Consider the following 17040-nt stretch of genomic DNA (forward strand, 5'->3'; position numbering starts at 1 on the left):
AAAAATTATGAATTATTTGAAGCAATTTCGTTAAACAAATTAAGGAGCTCTTCATTGGCTTCCTGACCGCCATTTTTAGATTTAAAATAATCATTGAATAAAGTTTGAATATCCTGATTCAGGTTAATTTCACTCAATTGGTTTTCATTAAAATCCTGATTTTTCACTTTTGGAATGAGATGTATAATTCCGTTGTGAGATCGATAGATGAGTTTTCTCTCTTCGGCTTTTAAAAAGGTTTCACTTTCCAAGGTCAATTCAACTAAAGTATTTGGATTTTCATTTAGCCATCCAATAGTATTTTCAATGGAATCAAAAGTTTTCCTGAATAGTTTTTTACCGTTTTGTAACGCTATTTTTTCAAATGAAACGTTTTTATTAGGTTCTGCTTCAATAATGGAAATATATTTGGTTTGTCCGGCCTCACTAAAACTGTAACACAAAGGCGAAGAAGAATAAACAACGGGTTTTTCTTCAGTTCCTATATTTTGAAAACCATGCAAATGTCCTAAAGCTGTATATTGAATCTGATGCGGAATAATATCTGAAAAAACAAGGTCTGCATTTCCTATTTTAATGGGTTTTTCGCCTTCCGGTTCTTCCAAAATCGGAGCACCTTTTTTGTTCATATACAAATGCGTTATCAAAAGATTAATACCATTTTGATCACAAAATTCATCAGCAGTTTTTCTCCAGTTTTCAGCTAAAACTCTATTAAGTTCTTCTTCTTTGTTTTCCCCAAAATATTCTTTCAAACGAATTTCATTGGCATAAGGAGTATGCAAAATTCTGACAGGGAAATCTTGATTTTTAAATTCCAGTTCAATAAATCCTTCTGCTGATTTTGAAATTTTAAAATGTTTCAGCTCAAAAGGATGAACTCTAGCTTTTGGGTGTCCGATTAAAATAATTCCGCATTCGCGAGCGAGAGGATCGGGCGCGTCAATCAAACTTGGCGAATCGTGATTTCCGGAAATTGCGATAACCGGACGTTTCCCGTTTAATGATAAACGTTTTAAAGTTTTATAAAAAAGTTCTGTCGCTTCAACACTCGGATTGAAATTGTCGAATAAATCTCCGGCAACCAGAACCAAGTCAACATTTTCACGATCTGCGATATCAACAATTTCGTTCATCACCAAAACCTGTTCTTCTAATCTAGAAAAACGGTCGAGACGTTTACCCAAATGCCAATCGGCGGTGTGGAGGACTTTCATAGTTTGTTATCGGCTTCTTTTGCTTTAAAATCTTCACGAATTTGTTTCAAACGTGCTTTTCTTTCTGCTTCCGCATTTTGTATTTTGCGCTTTTTCTGATCGATTTGCTTTTTATTTTTTTTCCTGTTCGCTTCGTTATTCTTGCTCATGTTTTTTCGGAATGATTGATTTTTATAAGTGAGAAATACCTTCATCAAAAATACTAAAGATTAAGAGTATAAACAATTTTAGTATTAAGTCTGATAAAATATTTAATTTTACTGCGTTATGGAAGAAAAATCAAAAGATCCTTTACACGGAAAACGTCTCGATGCCATTCTCGAAGAGCTGGTAGAATATTATCAGGGTTTTGAGGAATTGGGGAAACAAATCAATATCAAATGCTTTACAGATAATCCAAGCATTAATTCTTCATTGAAGTTTTTGAGAAAGACAGATTGGGCAAGAGCAAAAGTAGAGAGTTTGTATTTGTATGTTTTAAGACAGAAAAAGAAGGCGGAATCAAAAAACAGGAAATAGTATGTTTAAGATTCTTTCTTTACATGCATTTCCTTAATCAATCATTTCAAAAACAGTATCTTTGTGCCGTTTAATCGTGAAAAAAATCACGCAAAAAAAGAAATATGACTATTGATAACAATCATGTGGTAGCTGTAAAGTACATTCTTCACACTATCGAAGAGGATGGAAGCAAAATCCTTGTAGAAGAAACAACTGCAGAAAATCCGCTTACATTTTTATACGGTATGGGAATGATGATCCCAAAATTTGAACAAAATATCCTTGGATTGAAAGCTGGTGATAAAGCTGCTTTTGTAATTCAGCCGGAAGAAGCTTATGGCGAAAAGCAAGACGATGCTATCGCACAATTGCCAATCGATATGTTTGCAGAATCTGGAGTTCCACCAATCGGAGCTATTTTGCCTTTATCTGATAACCAAGGGAACAATTTCCAGGCTTTTGTAGTAGAAGTTACTCCGGAAGTTGTTGTGGCAGATCTTAATCACCCAATGGCTGGGAAAGTTTTAGATTTCCAGGTGGAAATTTTAAATACTCGACCTGCAACAGAAGAGGAGTTGTCTCACGGTCACGCTCATGGAATTGACGGAAACGAGGCTCACTAAAAAATATTTACATACAATATGAAATGTCCGATTTTTTCGGACATTTTTTTTGATTAAAATAGGAAGAGCTTTTTAACGCAAAAGTTTTTTTGGTTAGTCTAAAAACTCTCCGCTCACATAAAACCAGCGGTTCTGTATCGTTTTAAATGTTGATAATTCGTGATGCATTTGTTTTTGCCCGTCTTCATCAGTGTAATATGCTTTAAATTCTACTTTATTCATTGATGGTTTATTCACAATTTCCAACTTCGTCCATTCGTTGATTTCGCCCCATTCCTGCAAATCTTTTGTATTGTGGAATTGCCTTTTCCCGGGAGAAGTTGTTTCCATTAAATATTTTCCATTGGGAATAGCAAATGCAGAAAATCTCGAGCGCATCAAAGCTTCAGCCGTTGGAGCGTATTTTTCTCCAGTATGGTAAGGTTTACAACATTCTTCGTATGGTTTTCCTGAGCAGCAAGGACAGATCATTTTTTTGAAATTTTAAAATACAAATGTACACGAATATTTTTGCGCTAATTTCATAAAGCTTTATCTCTCGTTGATTTTGCACGTTTTATAAATTGGGCACTCTTAAAAATATTTGCGTTTAAAAAAAAAGAAGCAATTCTTAGAATGCTTCTCACTTGTTTTTATTAATTTTCATCTTCAATTTTTGTATCAACAAAAGAATATTCGTTATTTATCATATCCATTGACATGTTTTTTGATTTAAACTTTATATGTGATTTGTCAGGAACTTCGTAAGTATAAACATCTGTATTCCCTGAATTAAAATGAAGTTCATGAAATTCGCCATTTTCTACCCACCATTGTCCTTTCTCAATGTGCTGATTTATTTCACAGTTCTGAACTGTAGTAAAAATAAGGGTGAAAGTTCCGTCTTCTTTTCTGTCCATTACCCACAGTTTTTCCATTCCATCAATCTGTTGGTCTTTTTCGCTACCTTTCCACAATCCGACGAGTTTTTTGTCAATTTTATTGGATTGCGGCTTGGTTTTTTGTGCATAAATAGTCCCAAATACTAAAATTAGTGTGCTTAAAATAATTTTTTTCATATTTATTTAAAATGTATTGTCATTCTCATCTCGCTGTTTACTGGTATTCCTGAACTTTTTGCTGGAATCCATTTTGTTTTCTGAACGAATTCTTTTAATTCATTTATGAAATAAGACGAATATCTGTAGTTTTTTTTATTTTGAAAGGTAATATCAATTTTAGTGTCTGAAATTTTCCCGGTTTTATATAAGATGAAACCCGCAGACATAGAGGAATAAAGTTCATTATCTTTTCTAAATTCAAAATCATTGGGATACTCTACATTTTGCCAGAAATGTTTTTTGCTAGTGGTGAAAAAGTCATTATAATCCTTATCGCCAGGATATCGGGAAACCCAGTCACATTCTTCAAATCTGTAAATTTTATCAGGATTTGTCTTTACAAACTGAATTTCTGCTATTGATCGCAGTGAATCAATAAATGTTGAACCGTATTTTATATCAATCTCTTCCTGCATTATGCGAGCGTAACAATTTTGAATATTTGAAGGAACGGTACAATAGCTTAATGTAGTATCAACTTCAATATTATATTTTTTTAATAATTCGTTCATTTCTGCATTCCCTTTATGTTCTTCTACCATTCCAAAATAGTGAAAGAAAACCAATTTGTTTTTTTCAATATCTGCTGCTGCTCTCTTGGTTTCCGATTGACATGTTGAATCCCAATATTTTTTTTCGTCGCTAAAAATTTTGGCTAATTCTTTATAGGGTATCGTATCATATATGACATAATAAAAAGATTCTGACTTGTTTTCAAATCTTTTATTTTTCATTGTGAAACAAGTCAGAATAATTATGGATGAAAAGAAGGTTGCTTTTACACCAATATTTGATATCATTTATGATATTTTTTATTTAATAAAACCTCTGTTTCTCAACAACGGCTTAATATCCGGATCGTGACCTGTAAAATCTCTGAATGCCTGATTTAGATCTACAGAATTTCCTACAGAAAGAATGTATTTTCTGAAACGGTCACCGTTTTCTCTTGTAAGACCACCATTATTTTTAATCCATTCCCAAGCGTCATTATCTAAAGTTTCAGACCATAAATAAGCGTAATATCCTGCAGAATATCCACCGCCCCAAATGTGTGCAAAATAAGGGGTATGATATCTCGGAGGAACAGTTGCCAAAGTAAATCCGTGGCTAGCTAAAGACTGTTTTTCAAAATCTAAAACAGAAAGCAATTGATTTTCGCTGGTTACCGAATGCCAATCCATATCTAAAGCAGCTGCAGAAACCAATTCTGTCGTCATATAGCCTTGGTTAAATGTAGATGCTTTTTTAATTTTATCAACCAAAGCCTGTGGAATGGGTTGTTTTGTTTCGTAATGAATTGCATAATTTTTCAGAACTACAGGATCTAAAGCCCAATGTTCGTTAATCTGAGAAGGGAATTCCACAAAATCTCTCGGTACATTAGTTCCTGAAAGTGATGGATATTTCTGGCTCGCAAACATTCCGTGGATAGAGTGACCAAACTCATGGAAAATCGTTGAAACATCATCATAACTAATTAAAGACGGTTTTCCCGGAGCCGGTTTCTGATAATTATAACAGTTTACAATTACAGGTTTTGTTCCTAAAAGATAAGATTGCTCAACGTAGTTGCTCATCCACGCTCCGCCACTTTTAGAATCTCTTGTGTAGAAATCAAGATAATAAATGGCAATAGATTTTCCGTCATGATCGAAAACTTCGTAGGTTACAACATCTGGATGATAAACCGGAAGATCTGTTCTTTTCTTAAACGTTAATCCATAGAATTTTTCGGCAGCGAAGAAAACTCCTTTTTCAAGAACGGTTGTAATTTCAAAATAAGGTTTAATCTGATTTTCATCTAAATCAAATTTTGCTTTTCTTACCTGTTCAGCATAGAAATTCCAGTCCCAAGGTTCTACTTTAAAACCTCCTTTTTGCTGATCGATCAGATCCTGAATGTCTTTTGCTTCACGTCTTGCCGTTTCTACCGCCGGAGTTGCAATTTGATTCATCAACTTTACAGCAGCTTCAGGATTTTTGGCCATCTGATCCTGCAATTTCCATTCTGAAAAACTTTTTTTACCTAAAATCTGAGCTTTTTTAAGTCTTAGTTTTGCTAATTTTTCAATGGTTTCACGAGTATCGTTTGCATCACCTTTTTCAGCTCTTTGCCACGATGCTTTGAATAGTTTTTCTCTTGTTGCTCTGTTTTTCAGATTTTGCAAAAGGGGCTGTTGCGTGGTGTTCTGTAAAGCTAAAAGATATTTTCCGGGTTGTCCTGCATTTTTTGCGTTGCTTGCAGCAGCTTCAATTTCATCTGTTGAAAGACCGTCTAATTCTTTAGCATCAGAAAAGAAAACGCCACCTTGCTTTCTCGCTTCCAATAATTTATTTGAATATTGAGTGGAAAGTGATGCCAATTCCTGATTGACTTGCTTTAATTTTTCTTTGTCAGCCGCAGAAAGATTAGCACCTGCGATTTCAAAATTTTGTTTGTAGAATTGTAATAATCTTTTGCTTTCAGAATCTAAACCGTTTTCTGTGATTGATTTAATTCTTTTATAAAGATTTTCATTGAGGAACATTTTATCAGAATGTGCTGCGAAAATTGGTGCATATTCTTCATCCAAAGCCTGTAAAGTAGGATTTGTATTCGCACTTGTTAGATTTGAAAATGTGATAAATGTTCTTTTCAAAACTTCACCGCTTTTTTCTAATGCAACAATGGTGTTTTCAAAAGTTGCAGCTTCGCTATTGTTTGAGATTTTCAAAATTTCGGCATCGTGTTGTTTTAATCCAAATTCGAATGCCGGCTTGAAATGTTCATTTTTAATTTTATCAAACTCGGGAGCTTCATACTGAAGTTTGCTTTTCTTCATAAAAGGATTGGAAGAAAGTGATGCGTCCGGAACAGGCATTTCCTGTTTTATGTCGTTTGTTTTCATTGTGGTACAAGAATAATTGAATGCCAAAGCAGAAATTAACAATACTGATGAAATATTTTTCATGGGCAAATGTTTATTATTTTAAAGGTTATATAGAATCTCTTTTTGATTTTAAAAATTGTTTTATTGTCAATTGTAAGAGATTTTATAATTTAGTTGTTATTAAAGTATAAAGATATTAAAAACTAAACTTCTAAACATTAAAACATGAAATACACAGCAATTTTACTTTTTTCGGGACTACTGATTGTCACTTCTTGCAAGAAAAATGAGAACAGAGAAGGGAAATCAACTTGGTTACCCGACGTTACCAATAAAGATCACGGATCTTTAAAACAAAAAGAATTTAAAGGAGATTTTAATGAAATAGAAGTTTCTCAGGCTATTGAAGCTGAAATTATTAAATCTGATGTTGAACGAGTGGTAATTTCTGCACCTGCAAATATTATTGATGAAGTTTTGGTAGATAACAGTGGCGGTGAGCTTCATATTCACTATAAAACTGGTGTGCGTGTGATGAATACGAATAATGTGAAAGCAAAAATTTATGCTAAAGATTTTAAAAAACTTGAGGCCAACTCTGCAGCAATAATTGTCGTTAGAGATCAGTTCACGCAGGAGAAAACAGATATCGAAATTTCTAGTGCAGCTCATATTTCAGGGAAACTTGAAGCCAATGATATGGAGATTGATGCGGGAAGCAGCGCTACTTTCAAAGGGCAAATCTGGGCGGTAAATCTTAGTGTTGAAGCTTCTTCAGCGGCAGATGTTACAATTTCAGGAAAAGCTAAGAATGCAAATCTTACTTCATCTTCAGGAAGCGGTATTTCTGCAAGAGACGTGGTTGCAGAGAATGTGAAAGCTGAATCTTCAAGTGGGGCAAGTATAGAAATTACTGTTTCCTCAAAATTTGAAGGCCACGCATCTTCGGGCGGAAGTGTGAAAGGTATCAAAAAAGGAAATGTAACTACTGTAAGCAAAGAAGAAAGCAGTGGTGGAAGCGTATATCTGCAATAATTTATTGTGGGGTTTCTTCATCCTCGTCTTCATCTGTTGATGAGGTTTCCCAGTCTTTATTTTCAAAATTTAAATTATCATAAGCCAATAAATCCTCCTCTCGCTGGAGGATTTCTTTTGTGGTAAAAAGACGTATATCTTCGTCATCTTTTGACTTTGCCAATTTTCGGATTGATGCCTTATCGATTGCCATAAATCTTTGCCCAAGACGTCTTGCTGCATATTTTCGCATCCCGGTTTCATGTAAAACATCAATGGCCATATCAACAGCGGTGCCTAATGTTTCACGGTAAATATTATCAATTCCGTTGTCTAGATAAGCGTACGCATCTATTCTGTTTTTAGCGCGTACAAATATTTTCACATCAGGATATTGCTCACGAACCAAATCGGCAACAAATCTATTATCGTCGGGATCATCAAGACACAAAACCAGAATTTCGGCTTCTTCAATTCCGGCAGCCCTCAAAACGGGAATTCTTGTTGCATCTCCATAATAGACCTTAAAACCGTAACTTCTCAATAGTTTTACCCTGTCAGAATCTCTATCGAGAACGGTCGCTGATATTTTATTAGCCTTAAGAAGTCTTCCTACGGTGCTTCCAAAGTGACCGAAACCGACAATGATGATTTTTTTCTGTGAAATATTACGATCACGAATATCAAAATCTGACTTTACTTCCGGAATCTTTTTGATGAACTTCGGAGTAATCAGCCTGTCATTAATAATTAAAAGAATTGGTGTAATACACATGGTGATTGCAGTTACTGCCATCATTTGAGCATTCATTTTTGCATCAAAAAGATAAAGATCTGAAGCGTAATTTATAAGTACAAAAGCAAATTCTCCAACCTGGGAAAGGGCAAAAGCATAAAATAAACTTTGTGGAGTATCAATTTTAAAGAACTTTCCGATTGCAAAAAGTACAAAGAATTTCACCGCTAAAACGACAAAAACAGTACTGAAAATGAAAACAGGATCTTGAGCGATCACATTAAAATTCATCGTAGAGCCAACACTTACAAAAAATACGGCAAGAAGAAGGCCTTTAAACGGATCGATGTGTGCTTCCAGCTCATGACGGAACTCGCTGTTTGCCAACATGACGCCTGCTAAAAATGCTCCTAAAGCCGGGGATAATCCGATAGCAACCATTAATTCTGAAACTCCTATCACCAGAAATAGGGAAGAGGCAGTTAATAATTCCGTCATTCCTGCTTTTGAGACGTATCTTAAAAAGGGAACAAAAACATATCTTCCCAATAAGATTAAAATAACTACACCAAAAATTACGGTTCCTGCCTGAAGCCATTCCGGAAGTTTCTGAATTAAGATCTGAACTTCATTATCATGATGCCTCGCTTTGTAATTGGCGATGACAGGTAAAATCGCCAAAATAGGAATAACAGCGATATCCTGAAATAAAAGTGTCGAAAAGGAAGCTTCGCCAGCTGTAGTTTTAAGATTATTTTTTTCCTGTAAGGTTTGTAAAACAATTGCAGTTGACGATAATGCAAAACACATGGCAATGGTAACGGCTTTGTCGATTTTCCAGCCAGCCAAAAAAAAGATCAGGAAAAGTATCGAAATGGTAAGAGCCATCTGCGTAAGACCGAGTCCTACAATTTTCTTCCGCATTTCCCAGAATTTCCGCGGTTCCAGTTCTAATCCGACTAAAAAAAGCAACATGATAACTCCAAATTCACTGGCGTGCATAATGTTGTTTACATCATGTCCGGTTAATCTTAAAACATACGGTCCGATGATAATTCCGCCTAAAATATAGCCAATCACCGAGCTTAACCCTAATTTTCTTGCCAACGGAACCATGATAATGGCAACGCCCAAAAAGAGTAAGGTGTTCATCGCTAAGGTAGATTCCATATTATTGATTTAGGGTTTCGACAAATTTCTTTTTCTGTAAAATAATTTCTTTTTTTGACAATTTATTGGCTTCGTAAACGACGGTAATGTCTTTGATATTGGCATTAAAAACATTCAGTGAAACGACCAAACTGCTGATCAATTCGTCGATGGTATATTTGTAAGTTCCTTCTTTTGAAAATGATCTTTCTTTTCCGCCCGTTGTCACAACGATGTAGACTTCTTTGTTTTCGAGAGGATTATTTTCGCCTTCTTTGATCCAGTTTCTGTCGAAAACTTCATCAATCCATAATTTTAGTAAAGGAGGAATTCCGAACCAAATAATAGGAAACTGAAAAATAAAACGGTCATATTGCTGCAGTCTTTTCCGTTCTCTGAAAGCTGCAATATGAAAATCGGGATATTCTTCGTACAGATCACGAAGTGTAAAATGTTGATGACGAACGTAGAAATTGATTAACTCCACATTTGAGGTAGAATGTTCCAAATAAGGATGGGCAAAAACCACCAGCGTTTTCTTCATAGAACCCGTTTTCAGTAAAAATAATGAAAATTGAGAGAAATATGAATAATTATGATAAGTTTAATTGAATTTTAATTGAGGAAACAGAGAATTAAAGAATAGAATTAAAATTATTTTCCGTGTGTAAGCTTAATTACTTTTCCATGTTTGAAGTTGATAAAGATAAGAACAGTTCCATGTGACGGAAGTTTCATATTTTATTTTTTTACCATCCACCGGAAGCTCCGCCACCGCCAAAACTTCCGCCGCTGCCGAATCCTCCAAAACCACCGCCGCCTCGGGAACTTCCACCACCGAATCCGCCGCCAAAACTTCCTGGAAAAGGGAATGGAAAAAATCCGCCGGGATAATTTCTTCGTCCTCTGCGACTTAGAATAATGTCGCCGTCGTCATCGTTTCCGCCGCCTCGGTTTCCGAAAAAGATAGCGAGGATAATAAAAATAACGAAGGCAATAATGAGTAATTTTGTAACACTTATATCTCCTGATTTATTCTTACTAGCAATCGGTTTGAATTTTCCCTGAACCGCCTCCATGATAGCATTAGTGCCTCCATTGATGCCTTCATACCATTTTCCCTGTCTGAAATTTGGCGTAACGATGTAGTCTAAAATCTGCCCGGCAACTGAGGCTGTTAAATATTGCTCCACCGCTCTTCCCTGCTGAATCGACATCGTTCTGTCGTCTTTAGCAATCAGAAAAACAACTCCGTTATCGACATCTTTTTGGCCGATTCCCCATTTTTCACCAAACATTGTTGCTAAATAATTCACATCTTCACCTTTTGTGGATGGAATAATAATAATTTCAATTTCTGTTGAGGTAGAATCTGCGAATTTGATGAGTTTGTTATTCAGTTCATTCTTTTCCTGCGCCGTAAGTAAATTTGCCTCGTCATAAACAGGGTATAAAACTGCAGGTTTTTCAGGAATAGTGTACTGTGCTGATAAAAAACCATAACAGCAAACTAAGATGAATGTGAAAAATATTTTAAGAGAATGTAATCTCATTGGGTAATTCGTTGTGATTTTCTCCTTTTATTGGAAAATGTTTTTTTAATTCTAAGCCGGTTTCCAGAATTCCGCTTTTCAAAGCCTGATAAAAATGACCTTTTGAAAATTCTGAGGTAATATAATCATGCAGATGATCCCAATACGATTGATGTACTTTTTCGTGAATTCCAGAATCGCCGATGATCGTTAAGTATTTTTTCTCAAAATTGACATGAAAAAGTACTGCGTTTTTTTCGGCGGTTTTATCTTTACATAATTCTTTAAATACCTCAAAAGCGGTTTGCGCAATCTGATCGTTTGTCGTAGAATCGATATGTACACGGATTTCTCCGGTAGAATGCTGCTCTGCCGATTGAATGGCTTCTACAAGAGAAGTAATTTGCTGATCTGTTAAAAAACGATTCATTATTCAGTAAATACACTTGGTGCATTTTCAGCTCCGGCTTGTGCTTTAAATAAAGGTTTTTCTTTGAAATTGGTGAAATTTGCCAGAATATTATTAGGAAACTGCTTGATCGAAATATTATAATCTCTCGCAGCATCGTTGTAGTACACGGTTTCTGTTCTGATGCTGTTTTCTATGGCAATATATTCTCTCTGGAAATTGATATACTGCTGATCTGCTTTCAGATTTGGGTAAGATTCTACCACGGCCATTAATCGGCTCAATGCTCCGGAAAGTTCACCTTGTGCAGCCTGGAATCTTGCCATATCTTCTTCCGTTAAATTGGTAGGATTGATATTAATAGAAGTTGCTTTTGAACGGGCTTCCACAACTTTCGTTAATGTTTCCTGCTCAAATTTTGAATATGATTTTACTGTTCTTTCAAGATTGGGAATTAAGTTGGCTCTTTTCTGATATACCGTTTGTACGTTAGACCATTTTGCATCAACTTTTTGTTCCTGTGCTACAAAGTTGTTGTAACCGTTTTTTCCCCAGAAAAAAAGTACTCCAACGATAATAAGAAGAGCAATGCCGATGGTTCCGGCGCTCAAGCAACCTTTATTTTTCATAGTTTAATTTTTAATTATTTTTTGTGCTAACCAAATATACAAATTAAGTGCTAATTTTGCAGAAAATTTATTGAATGACAACAATTGTGGTGGCAATGGGAGAAAAAAACGAGATTGGTTCTGGTAATCAGTTATTGTGGCATCTTCCCAAAGATTTAAAACATTTTAAAGACTTAACTTCGGGACACCCGATTATTATGGGGAGAAAAACCTATGAAAGTATAGGAAAAGCACTTCCCAACCGTACCAATATTGTTGTTTCAAGAAAGAAAAACTGGTTTCAGGAAGGTATTTTAATTGTTGGAAGCATTAAAGAAGCGGTGAAATTTGCAAAAAAAATAGATGAAAACATCTTCATTATCGGAGGCGGAAATGTCTACGAACAAACCATGGAAATTGCAGACCGTCTTGAAGTAACTTTGGTAAAAGCAAATCTTGAAGCTGATACTTATTTTCCAAAAATCAACGACAAAATCTGGAAAAAAACTGAAGAAACCTGCCACGAAAAAGACGAAAAAAATCAATACGATTTCTGTTTTCAGACGTATGAAAAGGTTAATGGTTAATAGTTGTTGGTTGATCGTTTTTTAATGTGTGGAAATTTAATTAGAAACCATTCCCTATCAACTAAAAACTAACAACCAAATTTCTTATCTTTGCACTTCTAAAATTTAATAATGAATAAGTACATAAAAATCATAGTTGCGGCACTTCTGATTATCGGAGGTCTTTATATGATGTTTTTTACAAGAAATTTAGGCTGGGGAATTGTAATTTTCCTTTTGGCTGCATTGCCGATTTTCTTATTTTTCAAGAACGAAAACATCCTTTTAGCTTTTTGGCAATTGAGAAAACAAGACATGATTAAAGCTTCAAAGTTTTTAAATAATATTAAAGATTATAAAAATGAACTTCATAAAAATCAATACGGATATTACCATTATTTACAAGGTTTGGTTTTAGCTCAGGAACATCCTACACAAGTGGAGCCTTTGATGAAAAAAGCTTTGGATTATGGTTTGAATATGAAACATGACCGCGCAATGGCAACACTTAATTTGGCAGCCGGAGCGATTTCTAAAGGAAGAAGACAGGAAGGGCAAAAACTTTTGGAGGAAGCAAAAAGATTAGACTCTGCAGGAATGATGGCCGATCAGATCAAAATGCTGAAAGATCAGTTGAAAATGCCAACGATGCAAAAGCATATGCACAATCCTAATATGAGGAATAGAGGGAAGTTTTAAAAATACATAAGCCGCAGATTATATTTGCGGCTTTATTTTTATTTAAATTTTTCTGATTTGATTCTTCCGATTTCTTCACTACTTTGTCCAAATCCATACTTGTCAAAAAATATCCAGTACTCTTTTTTATCATACTCATCTTGTGCAACCTTTATATTATACGTTTTACCATTAGTTAATAATACAAGTTGCATCTCTCTTTCAGTACCCGAATGATGTGGTTGAGATTCTTTGATTTTCTGGAGCTCAATTTTCATTTCTGCAGAAGTAAATTTTCCAAACGTTTGATCATTTTGAATGATCTGTGTGTCGGGATTTTTAAGAATTATTATAAATTCATTTCTAATTTTAGTAATAATTGTTGTTTGAATTATTACTAAAATAATGGCGAATATAAAGAGTTGCAATAGAAAAAATATTCCGGTAAGCCTTAATTTTTCAGAATTCTTTTTCAGAGATTCAACAATATTAGAAATCAATAGAATTACTACGCCAATGAAAGCTAATACAAAAGAATAAGGCAGGAAATGGAATGAAAATGAATAAATGTTTTTAAGAATTTCAATCATAAGACAATTTACATTTCAGCATCATTATTGTAACCGTAAAATTTAGGCATTTGCCAGTGGTATTTTACTGCGAATGTTCTAATGGCAACAATCAATAAAATAGTGAAAATCTGAATAATGGTGTAAGAAAGATCGGTAAAAGTGTTGAGTATCAAAAATATTGCTCCACCAATAATACAGGCGCTTGCGTAAATTTCTTTTCTAAAAATCAGAGGAATTCTATTGAGTAAAATATCCCGGATTATACCACCGAAACAGCCGGTGATGGTTCCAAGTCCGATGCATATTAAAGGATGAATGTCTGCGTTTAATCCTTTCTGAACACCGATGATGGTAAATAATCCCAGTCCGAAACTGTCGAAGATAAATAAAGTTACTTTAAAATTTTTCTCAATCGATTTAAAGATCATCGAAAAAATAGAGGTTATCAAAATCACGCCACACATCAGAAGATCGTGCATCCAAAAAACAGGAATGTCGAGTAGTAAATCTCTCACCGTTCCGCCACCAACTGAAGTAACGAAAGCAATAATCAAAACTCCGAACGGGTCTAGTCTTTTCTGCATCGCTGCAAAACTTCCCGACATCGAAAATGATATCGTACCAAGGATTTCTATTGCAAAATTGATTTGTTCGTGCATCTTTGATAAATGATTTTCGATAAATGATAAAAGATTGAATGTCTGAAATCATTAATCTCTTATCATCTATCATTTATTTCTCAACTCTTACCGCTTCAGGAACCAAAAGTTCATATTCACCACCGTGGTTGATGATTTCTCTTACGATGCTGCTGCTGATGAATGATTTTCCAGATGAAGTCAATAGGAAAACGGTTTCCAGTTTTTTGTGGGCTAAAGTACGGTTGGTGTGGGCAATTGCTTTTTCAAATTCGAAATCGGCAGGATTTCTTAGGCCTCTTAAAATAAATTGAGCATTTTTTTCAAAACAGTAATCAACCGTTAAACCTTCAAAATAATCAACTTCAACATTGGGAAATTCGGCGACAGAATTTTGTATGAATTCCATTCTTTTTTCAATGGGAAACATATATTTCTTTTGAGAATTCTGACCAATGGCGATAATTACTTTGTCGAAAAGCGCCGCTGCTCTTTCGATAATATCATAATGGCCTAAAGTAATCGGGTCAAAAGATCCCGGAAAAACAGCAATTTTCATGCGCAAATAAAGTTATAAGTTATGAGTTATCAATTATGAGTTGTTTTACTCTAATCTCTAACTTCTAATATCTAGTTTCTCTTTTGTAAAGCTTTTTCAACCTCATTTCCACAAAGGTCTTTTATTGAAATTCCGTAAATTTTTGCCTGTTGCGGAAGGATACTTGCCGGAGAAAATCCTGGATTGGTATTCATTTCAAGCATATAAGGAATTCCGTCCATTAAAATAAATTCACTTCTCGAAAAACCACTCATTCCAAGTGAATTGTAAGCTCTTTTTGCAATTTCTTCTACTCTTTTTGTAGTTTCTGCATCAATTCTTGCGGGGGTAATTTCTTCTGAAGCGCCTTCATATTTAGCTTCATAGTCGAAAAATTCGTTTGTTGGAACAATTTCTGTAATTCCCAAAACGATAGTTTCACCTTTAAAATCAATAACTCCTACAGAAACTTCCATTCCGTCTAAGAAGCTTTCGATTAAAATTTCATCATCTTCTTTAAAAGCAATTTCGGTTGCAGCAATCAGTTCAGATTTTTCTTTTACTTTAGAAATACCCAATGAAGAGCCTGATTGATTAGGCTTTACAAATACAGGAAGACTTAGATTATCAATAATTTCATCAACATTAATATGTTCTCCTTTTCTTAAATAAACACTTTTTGCAGAAGGAATTCCATATTTTGAGAGAACGGCTAAAGTATCTTTTTTATTGAACGTCAACGCACTCTGATAGAAATCGCAACCGGTATATTTTTGTCCGATAGCGTCCCAATAAGCCTGAAGAATTCCGTTTTCGCCGGGTGTTCCATGGATAATATTGAAGCAAGCATCAAATTTCAACACTTCATTATGATCTAAAGTAACCGAGAAATCACCTTTGTTGATGGTTTTTTTATTCTCATTTTCATCCAGAAAATACCATTCATCTTTTAGAATAATCACTTTATAGACATCATATAGATCTCTGTCTAAGGAATCATATATTAACTGGCCACTTTTCAGAGAAACTTTATATTCGTCAGAATAGCCTCCCATAACTACGGCAACGTGTTTTTTGCTCATATGCATATTATCAATAAGGGCAAATTTAAACAATTTATATATTGAAATAAATGAATTCTTATTTTTTTGAAACAAAAATGAAATCTGCTAAATAAAAACTTCAATATAAAATTATTAATTATCTTTGTCGTTATTATTAAAGTATTTTTAAGTATGCTTAAATCACTTTTCAACTGGAAAGTTTTACTGAATTTATTAGTAGCCATCGGTATTTTTATAGGATTGGTATGGCTTACTTTCCGTTGGTTGGAGTATCACACCAATCATGGGCAGGAAATTCCTGTTCCTAATGTCATTAATAAATCTGTTCATGACGCAGTAAAAATATTAGAAGATACAGGACTCGACTATGAAGTCGATAGTGCAGCTTATAACCCTAAATACAGACCGCTTCAGGTTCTGAAGGTTTATCCTTCTCCTGGATCTCGTGTGAAAGATGGAAGAGCTATTCAGCTCATGGTAAATCCTAAAAGCTGGGCTCCGGTTGCTGTTCCTGATGTTATTAATAAATATTCAGGACTTGCTTTCCAGAGATTGGAGCAGGTAGGTCTTAAGGTTTCAGATACTATTTACGAACCAAGCATTCAGAAAGATGCTGTTTTAAGGATTTTATTTAAAGGAAATTCTATAAAACCGGGAACTAAGATCCCAAGATTCTCGGTGATTGATGTTGTGGTAGGATCTGGCCCTATGCGAAATATTGCCATTCCAAATCTTGTAGGATTAACGGTGAAAGAAGCAAAATCAGTAATTGCAAGAAATCTTTTTGAAGTAGGTCTTGTAGACCATGAAGATGGAGGAAATGATGATTCAGATATTGTATATTATCAAGATCCTGCATCCGGAGATGCGCGAGATCAGGGCATGCAGATCGATCTCTGGGCGAGTAAAAAAACACCTGCCGAACTGCGTGGGAAAATAGAAATACTTAATTCTACTTACCGTATGAGAGTAGATACTACTTTGCCTCCGGTGAGATATGATGAAGTTCCTAATTTCCAAGATCCGCCACCGATGAATGATCCTGTTCCGGCTCCTGCACCTCAGAAAAAGGAAGCTCCTAAAACTGAGACGGCAAAACCAACGGGAACTTCAGCAAAACCTACAACTACTGGAGATAAACCAAAACCTGCTGTACCAACGACAACTCCTGCAACAGACAAGCCTAAAGCAAAAAAGGTAATTATATAAATTGATTTTTAAT

The 17040-nt window shown here is 34.9% G+C and carries 21 protein-coding genes; 6 read left to right on the forward strand and 15 right to left on the reverse strand.

Annotated elements, in window-relative coordinates; genetic code table 11:
- Positions 1-5 precede the first annotated feature (5 nt).
- The gene (locus EG358_RS04090; protein ID WP_076557669.1) at positions 6-1217 is read right to left on the reverse strand and encodes a metallophosphoesterase family protein; all 1212 of its coding nucleotides are present in this window, start codon (positions 1215-1217) and stop codon (positions 6-8) included.
- Positions 1214-1366 carry a hypothetical protein gene (locus tag EG358_RS19570; RefSeq protein ID WP_164462476.1) on the reverse strand — a complete coding sequence of 51 codons (153 nt, stop codon included), beginning with the start codon at positions 1364-1366 and terminating at the stop codon, positions 1214-1216. Before EG358_RS19570 ends, EG358_RS04090 begins: the two co-directional genes overlap by 4 nt.
- 118 nt (positions 1367-1484) lie before the next feature.
- On the opposite strand from EG358_RS19570, the gene EG358_RS04095 reads away from it, so the two are divergent.
- Both EG358_RS04095 and EG358_RS04100 read left to right on the forward strand, forming a co-directional pair.
- Complete coding sequence (locus tag EG358_RS04095) at positions 1485-1736, forward strand: VF530 family protein (protein ID WP_076557673.1); 252 nt, start codon at positions 1485-1487, stop codon at positions 1734-1736.
- Positions 1737-1840: 104 nt separating this feature from the next.
- Positions 1841-2341 (forward strand): FKBP-type peptidyl-prolyl cis-trans isomerase, encoded by a 501-nt coding sequence (locus tag EG358_RS04100; protein WP_076557675.1) that lies wholly within the window; start codon positions 1841-1843, stop codon positions 2339-2341.
- 93 nt (positions 2342-2434) lie between these two features.
- Here the strand turns inward: EG358_RS04100 and EG358_RS04105 are convergent, their stop codons facing one another.
- The 4 genes from EG358_RS04105 to EG358_RS04120 all read right to left on the reverse strand — a co-directional run bounded on the left by EG358_RS04105 (position 2435) and on the right by EG358_RS04120 (position 6395).
- A complete protein-coding gene (locus EG358_RS04105; protein WP_076557677.1) occupies positions 2435-2812 on the reverse strand; it encodes a YchJ family protein in 378 nt (125 codons plus the stop codon).
- Between the two features lie 164 nt (positions 2813-2976).
- Positions 2977-3399 carry a hypothetical protein gene (locus EG358_RS04110; RefSeq protein WP_076557679.1) on the reverse strand — a complete coding sequence of 141 codons (423 nt, stop codon included), beginning with the start codon at positions 3397-3399 and terminating at the stop codon, positions 2977-2979.
- A gap of 2 nt (positions 3400-3401) precedes the next feature.
- The gene (locus EG358_RS04115) at positions 3402-4241 is read right to left on the reverse strand and encodes a hypothetical protein (protein WP_123890005.1); all 840 of its coding nucleotides are present in this window, start codon (positions 4239-4241) and stop codon (positions 3402-3404) included.
- Positions 4242-4253: 12 nt separating this feature from the next.
- Positions 4254-6395, reverse strand: a complete 2142-nt coding sequence (locus EG358_RS04120; RefSeq protein WP_076557683.1) for a M3 family metallopeptidase — start codon at positions 6393-6395, stop codon at positions 4254-4256.
- 144 nt (positions 6396-6539) lie between these two features.
- Between EG358_RS04120 and EG358_RS04125 the strand changes: the two genes are divergently transcribed.
- On the forward strand, positions 6540-7349 hold the full coding sequence (locus tag EG358_RS04125) for a head GIN domain-containing protein (protein ID WP_076557685.1): 810 nt from the start codon (positions 6540-6542) through the stop codon (positions 7347-7349).
- Between the two features lies 1 nt (position 7350).
- Here the strand turns inward: EG358_RS04125 and EG358_RS04130 are convergent, their stop codons facing one another.
- From EG358_RS04130 to EG358_RS04150, 5 genes are all read right to left on the reverse strand, one after another.
- Positions 7351-9234 carry a monovalent cation:proton antiporter-2 (CPA2) family protein gene (locus EG358_RS04130; protein WP_076557688.1) on the reverse strand — a complete coding sequence of 628 codons (1884 nt, stop codon included), beginning with the start codon at positions 9232-9234 and terminating at the stop codon, positions 7351-7353.
- A gap of 1 nt (position 9235) precedes the next feature.
- Positions 9236-9757, reverse strand: coding sequence for an NAD(P)H-dependent oxidoreductase (locus tag EG358_RS04135; RefSeq protein ID WP_076557690.1), 522 nt, complete (start codon positions 9755-9757; stop codon positions 9236-9238).
- Positions 9758-9962: 205 nt separating this feature from the next.
- Positions 9963-10766 (reverse strand): TPM domain-containing protein, encoded by an 804-nt coding sequence (locus EG358_RS04140; RefSeq protein ID WP_076557692.1) that lies wholly within the window; start codon positions 10764-10766, stop codon positions 9963-9965.
- Complete coding sequence (locus EG358_RS04145; protein WP_174565086.1) at positions 10747-11175, reverse strand: TPM domain-containing protein; 429 nt, start codon at positions 11173-11175, stop codon at positions 10747-10749. The genes EG358_RS04140 and EG358_RS04145 overlap by 20 nt, the downstream gene beginning before the upstream one ends.
- A complete protein-coding gene (locus EG358_RS04150) occupies positions 11175-11783 on the reverse strand; it encodes a LemA family protein (RefSeq protein WP_076557696.1) in 609 nt (202 codons plus the stop codon). Before EG358_RS04150 ends, EG358_RS04145 begins: the two co-directional genes overlap by 1 nt.
- Positions 11784-11857: 74 nt before the next feature.
- On the opposite strand from EG358_RS04150, the gene EG358_RS04155 reads away from it, so the two are divergent.
- The gene (locus tag EG358_RS04155) at positions 11858-12349 is read left to right on the forward strand and encodes a dihydrofolate reductase (protein ID WP_076557698.1); all 492 of its coding nucleotides are present in this window, start codon (positions 11858-11860) and stop codon (positions 12347-12349) included.
- A 111-nt stretch (positions 12350-12460) separates the two neighbouring features.
- Positions 12461-13027 carry a hypothetical protein gene (locus EG358_RS04160; protein WP_076557700.1) on the forward strand — a complete coding sequence of 189 codons (567 nt, stop codon included), beginning with the start codon at positions 12461-12463 and terminating at the stop codon, positions 13025-13027.
- 38 nt (positions 13028-13065) lie between these two features.
- On the opposite strand, the gene EG358_RS04165 is transcribed toward EG358_RS04160, so the two are convergent.
- From EG358_RS04165 to EG358_RS04180, 4 genes are all read right to left on the reverse strand, one after another.
- Positions 13066-13596: a hypothetical protein gene (locus tag EG358_RS04165; RefSeq protein WP_076557702.1), complete on the reverse strand. Its 531-nt coding sequence runs from the start codon at positions 13594-13596 to the stop codon at positions 13066-13068.
- A gap of 8 nt (positions 13597-13604) precedes the next feature.
- Complete coding sequence (locus EG358_RS04170) at positions 13605-14237, reverse strand: trimeric intracellular cation channel family protein (RefSeq protein WP_076557704.1); 633 nt, start codon at positions 14235-14237, stop codon at positions 13605-13607.
- 73 nt (positions 14238-14310) lie between these two features.
- A complete protein-coding gene (coaD, locus tag EG358_RS04175; RefSeq protein ID WP_076557705.1) occupies positions 14311-14775 on the reverse strand; it encodes a pantetheine-phosphate adenylyltransferase in 465 nt (154 codons plus the stop codon).
- A 71-nt stretch (positions 14776-14846) separates the two neighbouring features.
- Positions 14847-15836: a D-alanine--D-alanine ligase gene (locus EG358_RS04180; protein ID WP_076557706.1), complete on the reverse strand. Its 990-nt coding sequence runs from the start codon at positions 15834-15836 to the stop codon at positions 14847-14849.
- 153 nt (positions 15837-15989) lie between these two features.
- Between EG358_RS04180 and EG358_RS04185 the strand changes: the two genes are divergently transcribed.
- Positions 15990-17027 (forward strand): PASTA domain-containing protein, encoded by a 1038-nt coding sequence (locus EG358_RS04185; RefSeq protein WP_076557709.1) that lies wholly within the window; start codon positions 15990-15992, stop codon positions 17025-17027.
- The last annotated feature ends 13 nt before the right edge of the window (positions 17028-17040 follow it).

This window comes from Chryseobacterium indoltheticum (assembly GCF_003815915.1).
GTDB lineage: Bacteria > Bacteroidota > Bacteroidia > Flavobacteriales > Weeksellaceae > Chryseobacterium > Chryseobacterium indoltheticum.